Raw genomic sequence first — 17,200 nt, forward strand, 5'->3', positions numbered from 1 at the left:
CGGTGCTGGTCCGGTGTCCGCCGGGTGGGGTCAGCCCTGCTGGAACAGTTCCGCGGGGAGCGGCTTGAGCAGCGCGTACAGATCGTCGGTGATCGGCCGGTCCCAGCTGGCGATGGTCACCAGGACCTGGTCGCTGCGGTCGAACTGCACGCAGGAGATCCGGCTCTCGGAGAGCTTCAGCCTGCGCACGATCAGGAGGTTGTCCCCCTGCATCACCGGAATGTCCTCCGTGCTCACCACATGCACCGGCTCCTCGTTCTCCAAGGCCACCAGAAGCTGCGCCACCTCGAACGGGATCTGCCCCTCCTCGGTCTCCCGCGCCGGGGAGCCCTCGGGCAGATTGCCGATGATCATCGCGGGTCCGCGACCGCCGAACAGGTCGTAGCGGAGGAAGACTCCCTGGCAGGTCCCGTCGGGTGCGGGCAGCAGCCCCGCGCCGAGGTTGCCGGGCCAGTCCCCCGGGTCCATGGCCAGGACGTCGAAGTCCGGGCCCGCGGGTGTGGCGGCGTTGCGGCGGCGGAGGAAGGACATACCGCAATGGTACGGGTAAGGGCGTCCCCGGCCGAGCCGGGGCGGCGTCCCGGACGGCTCGGCCGGGAACGCCCGAACGGTCGCGCGGAGCACGGGGCGGGCGTCCGCCGGGCACAGCCTCTCGGTGGACGGACACGGAGGCCCGTCCCCTCCCGCGTGGGGTCCGGGGCGGTTCGCCCGAGGGTCGGGGCGGGGCTGTGGGCCGCCGGGGAGGAGGCCGCCGGGTTCGCCCGAGCACCGGACCTCCCCGTGGCTGGCAGGCGTCGGCCGGCCCTTCGGTCGCCGGTCTCCTCGGCGTGTGCCGAGCGCGGCGGAGGCGCGGTGCGGGCCGGGCTCAGACCAGGTCGGCTCCCGGAGGGGCGGCCGGACGGTCGCCGAGGAACTCCGCGAGGCCCGACTCGTCCGTGCCCGCCTTGCGGTAGACGGCCGAGAGGAGTCGGGTCACGGAGGGTTCGTCGATGTGGAGGGCGGAGGCGACGGCCTGTCTGTCCCAGCCCTGGACGGTCAGCACGGCCGCGGTGTGCTCACGGGTGGTGAGGTCGTCGGTCTCGATGGCGCGGAGCCGGCGCGGGCGCAGTCCGGCGGCGGCGAGTTCGTCGCGGGCGGTGTCCGCGAGGGCGTCCGCACCGCACTGGTCCGCCGTCTCCAGCCCTCGGTGCAGATGGTCGGCGGCGTCCTGCGGGTTGCCGGTGCGGAGCAGATCGGAGCCGAGGGCGACGAGGGCCCGGGCGAGTTCGTACGCGGCGGGTGAGCGATCCAGCCGGGCGACGGCCTCTTTCAGCAGGGCGGTGCGCTCGTGGCCGCCGCAGACCTCGGCGGCGACCCGCAGCGCCTGCCCGATTCCCGAGGGCGCGGCGAAGCGGCGGGCGCGCTCCACCGCGTCGAGGGCGATGGTCCTGGCCCGCTCCGGCGCTTCGGGGGCCTCGGCGAGGGCGAGGTGGAGCTGCCAGGGGCACCAGGTGGGGTTGCGTATGCCGCGGGGTTCGAGCCGTCGGCCCACCGAGGTCAGTTCGGCGGCCGCTTCCTTCACCCGCCCCTGGGCGAGGAGGAGTTCGCCGTACACGGTCTGCGAGTCGGGGAAGGTGACGGCGGCCGGGAAGGGTTCGCCGAAGTCGTGGTCGCGCGCGACCTGGACGGCTTCCGCCACGCGCCCTCGCGCCAGCAGCACTTCGACGAGGGTGGTGACGGAGTACCACTCGGCGGGTGTGCGGGGTCCGACGCGTTCGGCGAGACGGAGCCCGGCCCGGCCGAAGTCCTCGGCCTCGGCGAGGCGTCCGCGCCGGTAGCGGATGTAGGCGAGGAGGGTGTTCGCGAAGGCGAGATGCGCGCCCCGCCAGCCCTGGCGTTCGAACTCGGCGGTCCCTGCGGCGAACAGTTCCTCGGCGCGGCCCGGCCGGTCGGCGTACACGAAGGTGAGCGCGACGAGAGCGGGGACCTCGAAGCCGCGGTCCTCCATGGCCCAGCTGAGTCCGCCGTGGAGCGCGCGTTCCGCGTGGTGCAGGATGACGGGCGCGGGCTCGCCGCGCAGGGTGGCGTCCCAGGCGCGGAGGCCGATGATGTACCGCTCGGTGACGTCGCGCCCGGTGAGCCGGTCGGCGAGTCTGGCCAGCCGCCGTGAGCGGGCGGGGGATTCGGGTTCGTCGGCGCGGAAGGCGTCCCACATGAACTTCTCGGCCCGCATCCGCAGCCGGGTGCGCGGGTCGGTGGTGAGCCGTGCCTCGCGGGCGAGCGTCTCGGTCGCCTCGGCGAGCCGGTCGGAGTGGGCGAGGACCTGGGAGAGGCGGTAGACGATGTTGTGGCGCAGGGCGGGGTCGGCGATGGGTTCCTGGAGCGCGGCCCGCAGATGGTTGACGGTGGTGGCGGGCTCGGTGAGCAGGGAGGAGCAGCCCAGTTCGTACAGGACGGCGGCCCGGTCGTCGGGGGCGGGCGGTTCGCGCAGCGCTCGGGCGAGATAGCGGCGGGCCGCGTCGGGGGCTCCGGCGCGCAGGGTCTCGCCGGCCGCCTGGCGCAGATGCTGGACCACCCAGGGGTCGCCCTCCGGATGGGTTTCCAGCAGATGGCGGGCGGCGGCCGTGGAGCCGAGTCCGGCGTCGATGACGGACCAGGCGGCCTGGCCGTGGAGGGCGACGCGGACGCCGTCGGGTATCGCGCGGTAGACGGCGGTGGCGATCAGCGGGTGGACGAACTCCAGTGTGCCGTCGGCGGCCGGGGCGGCGGTGAGGATACGGGCCTCCCGCAGCCGGTCCACCGCCCCCGCGGCCTCTTCGGTGCCGAGGCCGGCGACGCCGGCGGCGAGCGCGGGCTGGATCTCGGTGCCGAGGACCGCTCCGGCCCAGGCGAAGCGGACGGTGGAGGGGCCGAGGCGTTCGAGCCGGGCTATCAGTCCGCTGCCCTTGACCGCGGCGGCGAGATCACGGAGTTCCGGGGCGCCTGACTCGGTGGGTGCGATGCCCCGGTCGCGTACTTTCGCGATGAGTTCGATGGTCTCGAAGGGGTTGCCCGCGGTGACGGCCCAGGTCTCGCGGCAGAACGCGTCGTCGGCGTGCGCGCCGAGCCACTCCCGGACGAGTCTGCCGACCGCCGGAGCGGTGAGGGGTTCCAGGTCGATGGGCCGCTGGCCGGCCCTGCCGGGCAGATGTCGGAACTGGTGGGCGTGCTCGGGGAGTTCTTCCGGCCGGTAGGCGACGGCGAGCAGCATCGGCAGCTGTTCGACGCGGGGCGCGAACGACGCGAGCCAGCCGAGGGACTCGGGGTCGGCCCAGTGCGCGTCGTCGAGGACGAGGACGAGCGGCGCGCGCTGTACGGCGAGATGGGTGAGGACCCAGTCCAGCCCGTCCCGGAGTCCCTGCGGGTCGGGAGGGGAGCCGTCCTCGGCGGTGCACAGTCCGAGCGCCGGGCCGACGATGGAGTACCAACTGCCCAGCTGGAGCCGGAGTTCGGCCTGGGACGAGCCCGCGAGCTGAGGCTGGATCAGCTGGCGTGCCACATGGAAGGCGACCTGCTGCTCCTGCTCGCCGCCACGGGCGGAGAGCACGGTGCACTCCTTGGCGGCGGCCCGGTGACGCACCTCGGTGAGCAGGGTCGTCTTGCCGAGACCGGCGTGGCCGGCGAAGGCGAGCAGCGAACCCCGAGGGTGGCCGCGTCCTGTGTTCCGGTCGTCGGGACGCGCCCCCGTCAGCTCGTTCAGCGCCTCCTCGGCGGCGGCCAGTTCGGCTTCCCGCTCGAAGAGACGCCGCTTCGCCGCGCCGACCCGTCGCGTCATGTGCAAACCCCCACGCCCCGGCCACGCCCGGCACGGTGCAGGGGCCACCGGACAACACGTCCTAGAGGCAGCTCAGATTACGCCAGCGGACGGCCCCTGTGGAGCCGGGTAGGCGAAAAGTTGCTGTTGAGAGGGGAGTTGGGGGTGCCAGACCATACAATCGGCCACGGCCGGTCCGGTGGACGGCGAGAGCGCGCGCCCCACTGGAACCCGTACTCGTGGGCGCACGGGTCAGGACTGGGCGAGTCGGTTCGCTCGGGCGTTCGGGTTTCTCGGGGGCGTGGGTCACTCAGGTGTTCGAGTTTCTCAGGTGCTTGGGCTTCTCAAGTGCTCGGGTTTCTCAGGCCGATGTCCGCGTCGGGTGCGGGGTTCCCGCGGGGGCTGTTCCGTTGATCCTGTCCATCGCCTGGCGGACGTGCTCACCGGGGGTACGGCCGGTCAGCGCGGACAACACGGGCGACGGCACGCCCTGCTGTCCCGTGGGCCCGGCATGGCCTGCCTTCCGGGTGCGCAGTCGGTGGCCGACCGCCTCGTCGGGGCTGACGGGGCGCTGGAGCCGCGCGGCCAGCCGACCGGCCTCCTGGCCCAGTGGGGCCATGTCCTCCCACGGGAGCCGGACCACCAGACGGAGTTCGGCCTCACCGTCGGGCAGGGCCTGGAGTGAAGGGTGGACGGCGTCGTTCATGGCTGATCCTCACGCTCGTGGCACGGAACCCTGTCGGGACGCTGCGCACTCCGGGGATCCGGGGTGCGAGGAGTCATACGGGAACCGCTCCCGTTCCGTTCAGCCGCGTACGTACACGAGCATCGGGACTCGAGGGCGCGCCGAGGCGGTCAGGTGAGGTCGAACTCCCCTTCGCGTGCGTTCAGCACGAAGGCGCGCCACTCGGCGGGGGCGAAGATCAGCGGCGGGGTGCCGGGCCGTCCGCCGTTGCGCATGGCTATGAAACCCTCCACGAAGGCGATCTGGACGTCTCCCGCCCCCTGGCTGCCCGACTGCCAGTCGGCGTTGCTGAGGTCGAGTTCGGGCTTCTCCCATCCCGACAACGTCTCCGTGGTGGTGGTGCCTTCGGCCACGTCCGTGCTCCTCCCGCATGGTTTCGTGGTCAGCCTAGCGATCGGCTCCCGTCCTCAACAGGTCGCGGACATCGCGGGGACGCCTCCGGGGACGGCCTCGCGGGACAGACGCGGAGACAGCCGGCCGATCATGCCCGGATCCGGTCCGGAACGGGCCGGACCGGGAGTCGGGATCAGGCGGCGGGCGGGGAGAGCAGGCCGCGGCCGGTGCGTTCGTACGGAAGAAGTGGAGCCCATCCCCTTGCCACGAGCGCGGACGGACTGAATTACTGTTCCACAACAGAACGACCGAATGATCGGTCGCCCGATTTGGGACAGGGGTTGCGTGGCATGACGCGCGAGAGGGACCTGCTGGACGCCGGGGAGCGGCTCAGTCGCGCGGAGCTGGAGGCGCTCCAACTGGAGCGGCTGCGGGCAACCCTTCGCCATGCTTACGACAACGTCCGCTTCTACCGCGAGTCCTTCGACAAGGCGGGGCTGAGCCCGGACGACTGCCGGACGCTCGCCGATCTGGGCCGGTTCCCCTTCACCGCCAAGTCCGATCTCAGGGACAACTATCCCTTCGGGATGTTCGCGGTGGACCAGTCACGGGTACGGCGCGTCCACGCCTCCAGCGGCACCACCGGGGCGCCCACCGTCGTCGGCTACACCGAGCGCGACCTGGACACCTGGGCCGACGTGGTCGCGCGCTCGATCCGCGCCGCGGGCGGCCGTCCTGGCCACAAGGTGCACATCGCCTACGGATACGGGCTGTTCACCGGCGGGCTCGGCGCGCACTACGGCGCCGAGCGGCTGGGCTGCACCGTCATCCCCGCCTCCGGGGGCATGACCTCGCGCCAGGTGCGGCTGATCCAGGACTTCCGCCCGGAGATCATCATGGTGACTCCCTCGTACATGCTGACCCTGCTCGACGAGTTCGAGAGACAGGGGGTCGATCCCCGGACGACCTCGCTGAAGGTCGGCATCTTCGGGGCCGAGCCGTGGACGCAGGAGATGCGGCGCGAGATCGAGGAACGGTTCGCGATCGACGCCGTCGACATCTACGGGCTCTCGGAGGTCATCGGACCGGGGGTGGCGCAGGAATGCGTGGAGACCAAGGATGGTCTGCACATCTGGGAGGACCACTTTTTTCCGGAAGTCGTGGATCCGTTCACCGGTGAGGTGCTGCCCGACGGGGAGCCGGGCGAGCTGGTCTTCACCTCCCTGACCAAGGAGGCCATGCCGGTCATCCGCTACCGGACACGGGACCTCACCCGGCTGCTGCCGGGCACGGCCCGCGTCTTCCGCAGGATGGAGAAGGTGACCGGCCGCAGCGACGACATGGTGATCCTGCGCGGAGTGAACCTCTTCCCCACCCAGATCGAGGAGATCGTGCTGCGCACCGCCCATGTGGCCCCGCACTTCCAGTTGCGGCTGACCCGTGAGGGCAGGCTGGACGCGCTGACTGTACGGGCGGAGGCACGCGCCGGGGCGACGCCCGAGCAGCGCGAGGCGGCAAGCCGGGAGATCGGCGCGGCGGTCAAGGACGGCGTCGGGTTGTCGGTGACGGTCGAGATCGTGGATCCCGAGGCGCTGGAGCGATCGGTCGGGAAGATCAAGAGGATCGTGGATCTGCGGTAGACGCGGTACGAGCGCACGTCCGGCCGGGCCAGGCGGCGGGTGCCCGTTCACCGGCGTCCGGAGGCCGTGTCCGGGGCCCGCCTGACCGGCCGGCGAGAAGGGGCATGGCTCATGGGCTGAACGAGAGGAAGACGAACGCGGCGAACAGCGCCAGATGGACCCCGCCCTGGAGCAGCGTCGCCCGGCCCGGCATCACGGTCAGCGCGCTGACCACGGCGGTGAGAACGAGCAGGACCATATGGGTGGCGTTCTCGCCGAGCACCAGGGGTCCCGGCAGCCAGATCGAGGCGAGGGCGATGGTCGGGATCGTCAGCCCGATGCTGGCGATGGCGGAGCCGTACGCCAGATTGAGGCTGGTCTGCATCCGGTCCCGGCGGGCGGCGCGCACCGCTGCGAGTGTCTCGGGCAGCAGCACCAGCAGGGCGATGACGACGCCGACGACGGTCGTGGGCAGTCCGGCCGACTGCACTCCGCTCTCGATGGAAGGGGAGACGAGCTTGGCGTTGCCGACGACGGAGTCGAGCGCCAGGAACAGCAGCAGGAGGCTCCGCCTGGTCTGCTTGGCGCTCGGCGGGGGCGCGTGCGCGTCGGGGTCGCATTTGTGGCCGTCGCGCTCCACGGGCAGGAAGTAGTCGCGGTGGCGCACGGTCTGCACGCCGACGAAGAGCGCGTACAGCAGGATCGAGGAGACCGCGGCGAAGGCCAGCTGGTCCCCGGTGAACTCAGGGCCGGGATGGCCGGTCGTGAAGGTGGGCAGCACCAGCGTCATCGTGGCGAGCGTGCAGACCATCGCGAGGGCTCCGCCGGAGCCCTCGGCGTTGAAGGCGACGACTCGGGTGCGCAAGGCGGCGACCAGGACGGACAGTCCGACGATGCCGTTGCAGGTGATCATGACGGCGGCGAAGACGGTGTCCCTGGCGTACGTGGACGCCTTGGCTCCGCCGCCCGCCATCAGGGTGACGATCAGTCCGACCTCGATGATGGTCACCGCGACCGCGAGCACGAGTGATCCGAAGGGCTCGCCGACCCGATGGGCGACGACCTCGGCATGGTGCACGGCGGCCAGCACGGAGCCGATCAGAAAGAGGCCGATGCCGAGGACGGCCCATCCGGGCAGCTCACGGCCCCAGGCGAGCGCGAGGGCGACCACCGCCGCGACCGGCACCCAGGTGGTCCATTGCGAGGCGATCGCCGCCGTGCCGGTTTTCATGCCCGCCACGCTGCCAGCAGCGGTGGTACGGCGCGCGAGGTACTGCGCCAACGGGGGTCCTCCGCGGAGACCCGCGCGTCGGTGACATGCGTACGCGACCGCCGGGAACCGCGTGCAGCCGAGGATGGCGTGCTCGATCGCCGGCCGCTGGCTCAGCTCCGTCTCCATGGGCGGCGGAATGCCGCAGCCGCGTGCGAGGGAAGAGATTCTCTGATGGTACGTCAGGCCCTTTGGGGCTGGTCGACCGTGCGGGACGCATACGGGCGGGAGAGGATTCCGGGTGACGGAGGAAGCGGCGGCGGAGGGCAGAGGGATCGGCAGGAGAAGGCTGGGCGGCGGGCTGCTCGCCGTGGGCGGGGCGCTCGTTCTCGCGCCGATTTCCTTCGCGCAGGCGGCGGTGGACGGATCCGGGGGCGGAACGGGATCCGGGGGCGGTACGGGAGCCGGGGGGCCCACGCTCGGACACGGCTCGCCCGAGCGCGCGGGATTGATCGCCGATCGGCTCGAACAGCTCGTCACCGACACGGAGGCGTACCTCCGTCCCTCCCCGAAGTACCCGTGGTACGCGGGCGCGGTGCTCCTCGCCGGGCGCGGCGGCACGGTGGCGCTGCACCGGGCGATCGGCCACGCGGTCCGCTACGCCTCGTACGACGAGAAGACCGACACGGCCGTGGAACTCCCGGCTGACCGGCGGATCCCGATGGCCGAGGACACGGTCTTCGATCTGGCGTCCGTCTCCAAGCTGTTCACCTCGATCCTCGCCGTGCGGCGGATCGAGCGCGGCGAGCTGGAGCTGGAGGCCGCGGTCGCCTCGTATCTCCCGGAGTTCGGGCACGCGGGCAAGAGGGACATCACCGTACGTCAGCTGCTGACCCATACCTCGGGGTTCCGCGCCGTGCTTCCGCTGTACCGGGAGCCGACGCGGGAGGGCAGGCTCCGGATGCTGTGGAACGAGCGTCCGACGAGCCCGCCGGGTACCGCGTACCGCTACTCCGACCTCAATATGATCGCGCTCCAGCTGATCCTGGAGCATCTCTCCGGGCGCACTCTGGACGTCCTGCTCCACCAGGAGATCACCGCTCCGCTCGGGATGCGCCGTACCCGGTTCAATCCACCGCCGTCCTGGCGGCCGGGGATCGCCGCCACCGAGGACGCCCGGCCGCCGTGGTCGGGGCTCGACCGGGGGCTCGTCTGGGGCGAGGTGCACGACGAGAACGCGTACGCCTTCGGCGGAGTCGCGGGCCACGCCGGAGTCTTCTCCGACGCCTGGGACCTCGCGATCCTCGCGCGTACGCTCCTGAACGGCGGCTGCTACGGAGGCTCCCGTGTGCTGCGTCCGGAGTCCGTGGACCTGATGTTCACCGACTTCAACTCCGCGTTCCCCGGCGACGGGCAGGGCCTCGGCTTCGAGTTGTACCAGCACTGGTACATGGGCGCGATGGCGACCCCGCGCACCGCGGGCCACACCGGTTTCACCGGTACGAGCGTGGTGCTCGACCCGAGCACCGACTCGTTTCTGATCCTGCTCGGCAACTCGGTCCATCCCGTGCGGAGCCGGCGCTCGGGAAGCGCGCCGCGGGTCGCGGCCGCCAACGCCCTGGCCCGTGCCGTCGCCGTCCGCCCCGACCGGGGCAGGACGGCCTGGTTCTCGGGTGCGGCGGGCCCGGCCTCCGCCACGCTCACGCTGCCCGCCCTGCGCCTGCCCGCGTCCGGGCAGGGCGCGGGGCGCGCCCGGCTGCGCTGCTCGCTGTGGTGGGACATCGCGCCGGACGGGGACGCGCTCCGTCTGGAGGGTTCGCCTGACGGCGGGGCGACCTGGTGGGCGGTGCCCTTCACCACCGCAGGGGCGGGAGCCGGGCCGCGGGAGCACCCGACGGGTTCGGTGTCCGGCTGGTCCGGGCGGGTCTGGCACCGGCTCACTGCGGATCTCCCGGCATGGAGCGGCGGCGCACCGCGGCTGCGCTGGCGGTACACGACCGAACGGCTCGCCACCGGACGGGGTGTGTACGTGAACGCGATCCGGGTCGAGGACCGGGGCCGGACCGTCTTCGACGAGGCCCGGCCCCGCGACGCCGCCCGTATCGAGGCCGACGGCTGGACGGCGTCACGGGAGTGAGGCAGGCGCCCGCCGGGAACGCGTTCTCCGCGCGGGCGACGACCTCGGGCGACGACCTCGGGCAGCGGCCTCGGGCGGTGCGCGGCTACCGGCCGAGCGCCGCCATCGCCGCGTTGTGACCGGGCACCCCGCTCACTCCCCCGCCGCGGACCGCGCCCGCTCCGCAGAGCAGCACATTGGCGTGCGCGGTCTCCACGCCCCACCGGCCGGTCGTCTCGGTGGCGTACGGGAACGACAGGTCCCGGTGGAAGATATGGCCGCCGGGCAGCCGCAGTTCGCGCTCCAGATCGAGGGGCGTCTTCGCCTCGATGCAGGGCGCGCCGTTCTCGTCGAGAGCGAGACAGCCGGTGATCGGCTCCTCCAGATACGCGTCGAGTTCGGCGAGGGTGGACGCCAGCAGCTCGGTCCGGGCCCGGTCGTTGTCGGCGGCGAAGAGCCGTGCCGGGGTGTGCAGTCCGAAGAGGGTCAGCGTCTGGTAGCCGCGGGCCGCTGGTTCGGGGCCGAGGATGGACGGGTCGGTCAGGGAGTGACAGTAGATCTCCGAGGGCGGCGCGCTCGGCAGTGCGCCCGCGGCGGCCTCCCGGTACGCGGTCGCCAGCTGTTCGTATCCCTCGGAGACGTGGAAGGTCCCGGCGAACGCGTCGCGGGGATCGACGGAACGGTCCTTCAGGCGCGGCAGCCGCCGCAGCAGCATGTTCACCTTGAGCTGCGCGCCTTCGGCGGGGGCGGGGGGCTCCTCGCCGAGCAGCAGGGCCAGTTCGCGCGGCGAGGCGTTGACCAGTACCCGGCGGGCCGTGACCGTGCCCTCGGCCCCGCCCCCCGACCCGGTCGCGGCGTCGGTCCCGGCCCCGGTGTCGTCGGGTGTGTGGAAGGAGACCTCGGCCGTGGTTCCGTCGGTCTCGACGCGGGTCACCTCGCGCAGGGTCGCGATCTCCGCCCCCGCGCTCCGGGCGGCTGCGGCCAGGGCGTCGGTGAACGCGCCCATGCCGCCGACCGGAACGTCCCAGTCGCCCGTTCCGCCGCCGATGACGTGGTAGAGGAAGCACCGGTTCTGGACCAGTCCCGGATCACGGGCGTCGGCGAACGTGCCGATCAGGGCGTCGGTGAGCACCACACCTCGTACGAGGTCGTGGGAGAACCGCCGCTCGACGGCCGTTCCGATGGGTTCCTCGAACAGCGTCCGCCACGCCGTCTCGTCGTCGACGCGCGCCCGCAGTTCGTCGCGGGTGGGCAGCGGCTCGGTCAGGGTCGGGAAGACCCTCTCGGCGACCCTGCCGGTCATCCCGTAGAAGTCCCGCCAGGCCGCGTACTCCCGGTCGCCGCCGGTCAGCGCGGCGAAGGAGTCCCTGGTACGTCCGGCCCCGACGAGCAGCCCTCCGGTGCCGCGGGGGGTGTAGGAGGAGACGGTGCGCTTGCGTACGGAGAAGTTCAGCCCGAGGTCGCGCACGATTTTCTCGGGCAGCAGGGACACCAGGTAGGAGTAGCGCGAGAGCCGGGCGTCGACTCCGGCGAAGGGGCGGGTGGAGACGGCCGCTCCGCCGGTCGTGGCGCTGCGCTCCAGAACCAGGACCGAGAGCCCGGCGCGGGCGAGGTAGGCGGCGGCGACCAGACCGTTGTGACCGCCGCCGACGATCACGACATCGTACGAAGTGAGTGCGGGCATGATCGGACACTAACCGCCGGCGGGCCCGCCGGCCCCGGTCCGGCGCGGGGCTCGTGCGGAGCGGACCCGGTCCGGCGCGGACCCGGCCGCGCCGGAAGGGCGCACCGGCTCGCGGCGCACCGCGCGTTCCGAAGGGTCCGGGAAGACCGTGGCGTCACGGCGGAGCCGTAGGGCGTGTTCCGAGAGTCCCGCCCGGCCTGCGACGCCCGGCACGCACACTCTCCCCCGCTGCCTTCGGCGCGGGAGGGACCCCGGCGTCGTCGGAATCGCCCGAGCGTGTCCCGTACGAGGGCGGCCCTCCGTCTGGCGATGGCACGCACCGGACACCGCAGGTCCCGCGGCGCTGCTTGCGACTCACGCCCTACCGCCCCTGCGTGCCGCGCCGCTCGCGCAGGGCCGCGACCCGCCGGTACAGCTCCACCGCCTCCGTGTGCCGCCCCAGTTGCTCCAGGCAGTGCGCCTCGTCGTTCCGGCTGGCCAGGGCGTCGGGGTGGTCGAGGCCGAGGACGCGCTCGCGGGCGGCGGCGACCTCTCCGTAGACGGTCAGGGCGTCCGCCCAGCGGCCCAGCCAGCCGAGGCCGACGGCGACCTCCCGGCGGCTGACGAGGGTGTCGGGGTGGTCGGCTCCCAGCACCCGCTCGCGCCGGACGCCGATGTCGCGCGCCTCGGCGAGGGCCTCGTCCCAGCGCGCGAGACGGCCGAGGTTCACCCCGATGCCGTGGCGGGCGCGCAGGGTCTCGGGGTCGTCGGGGCCGTGCAGCCGGGTGCGGTCCTCGACGAGCGCGCGGTACAGATCGAGGGCTTCCGCGCTGCGGCCGAGGCGGCCGAGGCTGATCCCGATCTCGTAGCGGGCGGCGAGGGTGTCGGGGTGGTCGGCTCCCAGGGCACGGGCACGGGCGGCGGCCACCTCGCGGTAGGTTTCCAGCGCCTCGGTCCACCGCCCGAGCTGACCGAGCGCGTAGGCCACCTCGTACCGGGTGACCAGGGTGTCCGGGTGTTCGGGACCGAGGACGCGGACGCGGGCGGCGGCCACCTCGCACGCCATCGCGAACGAGTCCTCCAGCCGTCCCAGCCTGCTGAGGTTGAAGGCGAGATTGTGCCGGCAGCGCAGGGTGTCGGGGTGGTCGGCCCCCATCGTCCGCTCACGGGAGGCGAGTACGGAGGCGTACACGTCGTGCGCCTCGAAGTGGCGGCCGAGCCGGCCGAGGACGTACGCGGACTCCTGGCGCGCGGCCAGGGTGTCGGGGTGATCGGCTCCCAGGGCCCGCTCACGGCCCTCGGCGACCTTGCGGAACTCGCGCAGGGCGTCCTCGGAGCGGCCGGTCCTGCTGAGGGTGAAGCCGACCTCGTACCGGCTGGCCAGCGTGTCCGGATGGCCGGGGCCGAGCGCGTGCTCCCGCTCGGCGGCGACGGCGCGATGCACCTCGCCCGCCTCCTCCCAGCGGCCGAGCCGGCCGAGCCTGAGACCCGCGCTGTGCCGGCCGGCGAGCACCGCCAGCACCTCCGGCGACGGGGTGGGCCGCCCGGGTCCGGTCACCGGCGGCGTCAGGGTCGTCCCGCGCGGGTCGGCGGTGGTCGTCCACTCGCCGGTCAGGCCGGCCGTGTGGTCGGGCACCACGGGCCGCAGCGCGGTCGCCGTCGCCTGGTGGCCGCCCGTCATCCCCCGCGTCCACGGCGGCAGTCCGGCCGTGCCGGGGACGGCCGCCGGCGGGGAGAGCGAGAGATAGGCGTGGCCGTCGCGGGCCATCCGCCGCCGCAGGTCCTTGGCGTCGTCGGGCCGTCCGTCCGGAGTCTTGGCGAGCAGATCGAGCACGATCTTCTGGAAGTGGTCGGGGATGTCCGACCGGTGGGTGCGCAGGGGCTGGGGCGGGGTGTCCCGGTGCCCGACGAGGACCGCCCAGGCGTCCTCGTGGTCGAAGGGCGGGACGCCGGTGGCGATCTCGTAGAGCACACAGCCCAGCGAGTAGAGATCGCTGCGGTGGTCGATCGCGCCGCCGCCGATCTGCTCGGGTGACATGTAGTGCGGGGTGCCCATGGCGACGCCGGTGCCGGTGAGGCGGGAGGTGTAGCCGATGTCCTCGCCTAGGCGGGCGATGCCGAAGTCGCAGATCTTCACCGTTCCGTCGGTGAGCCGCATGATGTTCGCGGGTTTCAGATCGCGGTGGACGATGCCGCGTTCATGGGTGTAGGCGAGCGCGTCGGCGACCTGCTCGGCGATGTCGACGACCTCGTGCACGGGCAGCGGGCGCTGTCTGTTCTCCTCCAGCAGCTGGCTGAGGTTACGTCCCTCCAGCAGCTCCATCACCAGGTAGAGCACGCCTTCGTACTCGCCGAAGTCGTGGACGACGGTCACCCCCCGGTGCTGGAGGGCGGCGGCGACGCGTGCCTCGCGCCGGAACCGCTCGCGCAGGACGGTGGAGAAGGAGGCGTCGTGGTGGGGTCCCATCGGTTTGAGGCACTTGACCGCGACCCGCCGTCCGAGGGATTCGTCGACCGCCCGCCACACCTCGCCCATGCCGCCGCGCCCGATCAGTTCGAGCAGCCGGTACCGGCCCTGGATCAGCCTCGTTTCCGCCATCGCGTGCTGTCGCCCCCGTCGCTCCGCTCCGCCCTCCCCGGCCCGTCCAGTATGGCCTTGTGGCTGTGGAGTTTGTACGGGGTGGGCCGTGTGCCGGGCCCCGGACGGGCCATCGCTCTCAAGATGTGACCTGGCGGAAGCCGCCGACGAGCACGGGACGGTCGCGGCGCGGCACGGCACACCCCGCCCACGCGCGGGGAACACGCGAAGCGCCCCCTCCCGCGCGAGCGAGGAGGGGGCGGGGTGATGTTCGGGGTCGGGTCAGGTCAGCGCCGCGCACCCGGACACGACGCCGTTCTTGACGTTGCAGACGCGGAAGTGCACATTGCGTGAGTCCTCGGCCGTGACGTTGTAGTAGGTCCCGTACCAGGGCGCTTCTACCCAGCCGAAGTTCTCCCAGGCGCCTGACCGCCACAGCTGCCCGCTCCACTGGATGATGCCTTTGTCGATCCAGCTGGCGCAGTTGGTGTTCGACCACACATTGCCGTATCCCGAGACGTCCCAGTTGTCGCGGCCGCCATGAGTGCCGTCGGCGACGACGTCGATGTTCACGAACCCGCCCCAGCAGTTGCCGTAGCTGATCCCGTCGCGATAGGCCAGGGCTCTGGCCTCGCCCGCGCTCGCGGGCGCCTGGGCGACGCCGACGGCGAGGGCCGTCGCGGCGAGCGCGACGGCGAGGCGGATCCGTAACCGTGATCGTCCGAGCATGAGTCCTCCTGAATCCGGGGGATTGCCAGGCATCAGGATGCGGGCACGGCCGCACCGGACTCCATGGACATCCGCGCACGTGCCTGTGCTATCCGTGCACGGCCTGATCCAGCGGGCGGTTCAGCCGACCGGCCCGGCCGCGTCCAAGGGCCCGACCCGGCCTCGTCGAAGGGCCCGGACACCGGTGACTCGGCCTGCCTGGCGGCATGGACCGCATCGTCATCCGACGGTGTAGGGGCGCATCATCTCGTTGTCCTCGTGTTCGAGCATGTGGCAGTGCCAGACGTATCGCCCCGCCCGGTCGAATGTCGCCTTCAGCCTCATCACCGCACCCGGGTAGGCGAGTGCCGTGTCCTTGAGCCCTCTCTCCCACGGCTCAGCGGGCCGGGCGCCATGGCCGGTCTGCTGCCGGTCGAGGACCTGGAACTGGACCTCGTGGACATGGATCGGGTGGGCGTCCTTCGTGAAATTGTGAATCTCCCAGATCTCGGTCGCGCCCACGGCCGGATTCTCTGTGACGGGGTCGTCCCAGTACTTCGGGACGGCGGCTCCGTTCCGGTCCAGGGTCCCTAGCAGCATCTGCCGGGGGCCGACGTGCGGCAGCGACGCGGAGTTCTGTTCACTGAGGGAGAGCTGTCGGGTGCGGCTCTCCTTCCCCAGCGGCTCGAACGAGGGAAGCGACAGCTGGGACGGTTTCACGGTCGTGTCCGGTGCGGTGAGCGCTTCGACGACGAGTTTCATGACCTGCCCGGTGGTGGCCGGGTCCGCCGGGGAGAAGTCCTTACCCGCCTTCCCGCCCTGGAATGCCATGTCGGGGCCCTCGTTGATGAGATACAACTCGGTACCGACGGGTAGGGACGTGAAGTCGACGACCGTATCGGCGCGCTCGGCGGGGGCGATGAGCACCTCGTCCCGCTGTACCGGCGCGGGGAGGAAGCCTCCCTCGCTGCCGATCTGCCAGAACGGGAGGGCCGGGGCCGCGGGCCGATGGGCGAGCGGGCGGGTGACGATCTTCAGGATCAGGCACCGCGAGTTGCATCCGTTGAGAAGCCGGAACCGGTAGCGGCGCGGTTCGACTCGAAGGACCGGCCAGGTGCTCCCGTTGGTCACCATCATGCCGCCGAAGAACTCGGGGTTCCAGATCGGCGGGATGTCGCTGGCCGGGATGTAGGGGCCCTTGAACTTGTCGAAGGCGGCGCGTCCGGCCGGGTAGTAGAGGCTGCCGTCGGCGTGGAAGGAGCGGTCCTGGATGACGAGAGGGATCTCGTAGTACTTCCGGCCGGGCACATCCCCCAACCGGGGTGCGGGACCCGGCAGCACTCCCTCGGGAAGGTCCGCGGGTCCGCCTCGCAGGAGGTAGAACCCCGCCAGTCCGGCGTAGACGTTCAGCCGCGTCACACCCATGGCGTGATCGTGGAACCAGAAGGTCGAGGGCCTCTCCGCGTTGGCGTACTGGAACACGGCGTCCCCCCGGCGCCAGGCGTCGCCGAACCGGTCTTCGAACTTGTCCTTGAACTCCTCGTAGAAGGAGCCGACTTCAGCGTATCCCGCAGGAACGTTGACCGCGTCGGGAAGGTACCAGGCTTCGGTGTAGCCGTCGCTCTCCTCCGTGTTCTGCCCGCCGTGCAGGTGGGTCACGATCGGCACCGGGCCCGAGTACGGCCCGGGTGTCGAGCGGAATTCGGGGCGCATGTCCCGGTCCGAGGTTCCGCCGGGAGGGTTCGCCCAGTGCAGTGTGGGGTCGACCGGCAGCAGGTGCGGCAGGTAACGGCCCGAGCGATCGAACAGTTGGTTCTTCCACCTCACCCGTACAGGTGTTCCGGCACGGGCCTCGATGGTGAACGCGGGGTAGTGGAAACTGCCCGAATGCCGAGTTGATCCATATCCCCACACGGTCGTCGCCGGCAGACCGGAGGGCAGCACCTGCTGCTGGAACTGCCGCACGCCGATCTCGTAGTGCTCGACGCCATCGGCGTCGCCACCCCCGGCCTGCGGCATGACGGGCGGTACGACGAGCGGCGTGACGTACTTGTCCACCTTCCCCGGATCCAGAACGCCCCCGCCGGCCGACGTCCAGAGCCGCGGAGCCATGTAACCGACCGGAAGGAGCGCGACCGCTCCGCCGGCCGCTGCCTGCACGACACGCCGTCTCGTGACCACCGCGTCCTCCAGCGCTCGTCGGACCGACTCCAGCGTTGCTGCCTGTTTCGCTCTGCTCGGCAGTGCCCTGAGACCGCCGGCACCCCGGACACCATCAGGTTGCCGCAGACGGTGAGTCGGTGCGTTGCTGGACTGCTCCGGACGAGCAATCGCCGCCCACGCCGAGGGCAGCCTCGGCCGACCGGACCGGTCGCGCCTGCCGGACCGGTCGGGGCTGCCCTCGGCGGGTGCGTGAGGATGGGGTTCAGCCCGTGGGACGGGAGCGGTTCAGCCTG

General features: G+C 72.1%; 11 protein-coding genes. 2 read left to right on the forward strand and 9 right to left on the reverse strand.

Going from position 1 to position 17,200, the window contains the following annotated elements; translation table 11 throughout:
* Positions 1-30: 30 nt before the first annotated feature.
* The 4 genes from ACWEFL_RS23720 to ACWEFL_RS23735 form a co-directional block, all read right to left on the reverse strand.
* Positions 31-531 carry a hypothetical protein gene (locus tag ACWEFL_RS23720; protein ID WP_451716011.1) on the reverse strand — a complete coding sequence of 167 codons (501 nt, stop codon included), beginning with the start codon at positions 529-531 and terminating at the stop codon, positions 31-33.
* 334 nt (positions 532-865) lie between these two features.
* Positions 866-3,793, reverse strand: a complete 2,928-nt coding sequence (locus ACWEFL_RS23725; protein WP_451716012.1) for an ATP-binding protein — start codon at positions 3,791-3,793, stop codon at positions 866-868.
* 340 nt (positions 3,794-4,133) lie between these two features.
* On the reverse strand, positions 4,134-4,478 hold the full coding sequence (locus ACWEFL_RS23730) for a hypothetical protein (RefSeq protein WP_451716015.1): 345 nt from the start codon (positions 4,476-4,478) through the stop codon (positions 4,134-4,136).
* Between the two features lie 149 nt (positions 4,479-4,627).
* A complete protein-coding gene (locus ACWEFL_RS23735) occupies positions 4,628-4,870 on the reverse strand; it encodes a DUF397 domain-containing protein (RefSeq protein ID WP_451716016.1) in 243 nt (80 codons plus the stop codon).
* A gap of 330 nt (positions 4,871-5,200) precedes the next feature.
* On the opposite strand from ACWEFL_RS23735, the gene paaK reads away from it, so the two are divergent.
* Entirely contained in the window at positions 5,201-6,490 is a 1,290-nt protein-coding gene (gene paaK / locus ACWEFL_RS23740) for a phenylacetate--CoA ligase PaaK (RefSeq protein WP_451716018.1), read from the forward strand.
* 109 nt (positions 6,491-6,599) lie between these two features.
* Here the strand turns inward: paaK and ACWEFL_RS23745 are convergent, their stop codons facing one another.
* Positions 6,600-7,700 carry a calcium:proton antiporter gene (locus tag ACWEFL_RS23745; protein ID WP_451716020.1) on the reverse strand — a complete coding sequence of 367 codons (1,101 nt, stop codon included), beginning with the start codon at positions 7,698-7,700 and terminating at the stop codon, positions 6,600-6,602.
* 280 nt (positions 7,701-7,980) lie between these two features.
* Between ACWEFL_RS23745 and ACWEFL_RS23750 the strand changes: the two genes are divergently transcribed.
* Positions 7,981-9,816 (forward strand): serine hydrolase, encoded by a 1,836-nt coding sequence (locus ACWEFL_RS23750; RefSeq protein WP_451716023.1) that lies wholly within the window; start codon positions 7,981-7,983, stop codon positions 9,814-9,816.
* 85 nt (positions 9,817-9,901) lie between these two features.
* On the opposite strand, the gene ACWEFL_RS23755 is transcribed toward ACWEFL_RS23750, so the two are convergent.
* The 4 genes from ACWEFL_RS23755 to ACWEFL_RS23770 form a co-directional block, all read right to left on the reverse strand.
* Positions 9,902-11,479 (reverse strand): phytoene desaturase family protein, encoded by a 1,578-nt coding sequence (locus ACWEFL_RS23755; protein ID WP_451716026.1) that lies wholly within the window; start codon positions 11,477-11,479, stop codon positions 9,902-9,904.
* 361 nt (positions 11,480-11,840) lie between these two features.
* The gene (locus tag ACWEFL_RS23760; protein ID WP_451716029.1) at positions 11,841-14,057 is read right to left on the reverse strand and encodes a tetratricopeptide repeat protein; all 2,217 of its coding nucleotides are present in this window, start codon (positions 14,055-14,057) and stop codon (positions 11,841-11,843) included.
* 261 nt (positions 14,058-14,318) lie between these two features.
* Positions 14,319-14,765 (reverse strand): hypothetical protein, encoded by a 447-nt coding sequence (locus ACWEFL_RS23765; protein WP_451716032.1) that lies wholly within the window; start codon positions 14,763-14,765, stop codon positions 14,319-14,321.
* Between the two features lie 219 nt (positions 14,766-14,984).
* Positions 14,985-16,856: a multicopper oxidase family protein gene (locus tag ACWEFL_RS23770; RefSeq protein ID WP_451716035.1), complete on the reverse strand. Its 1,872-nt coding sequence runs from the start codon at positions 16,854-16,856 to the stop codon at positions 14,985-14,987.
* Between the last annotated feature and the right edge of the window lie 344 nt (positions 16,857-17,200).

It is taken from the genome of Streptomyces sp. NPDC004838, assembly GCF_053600955.1.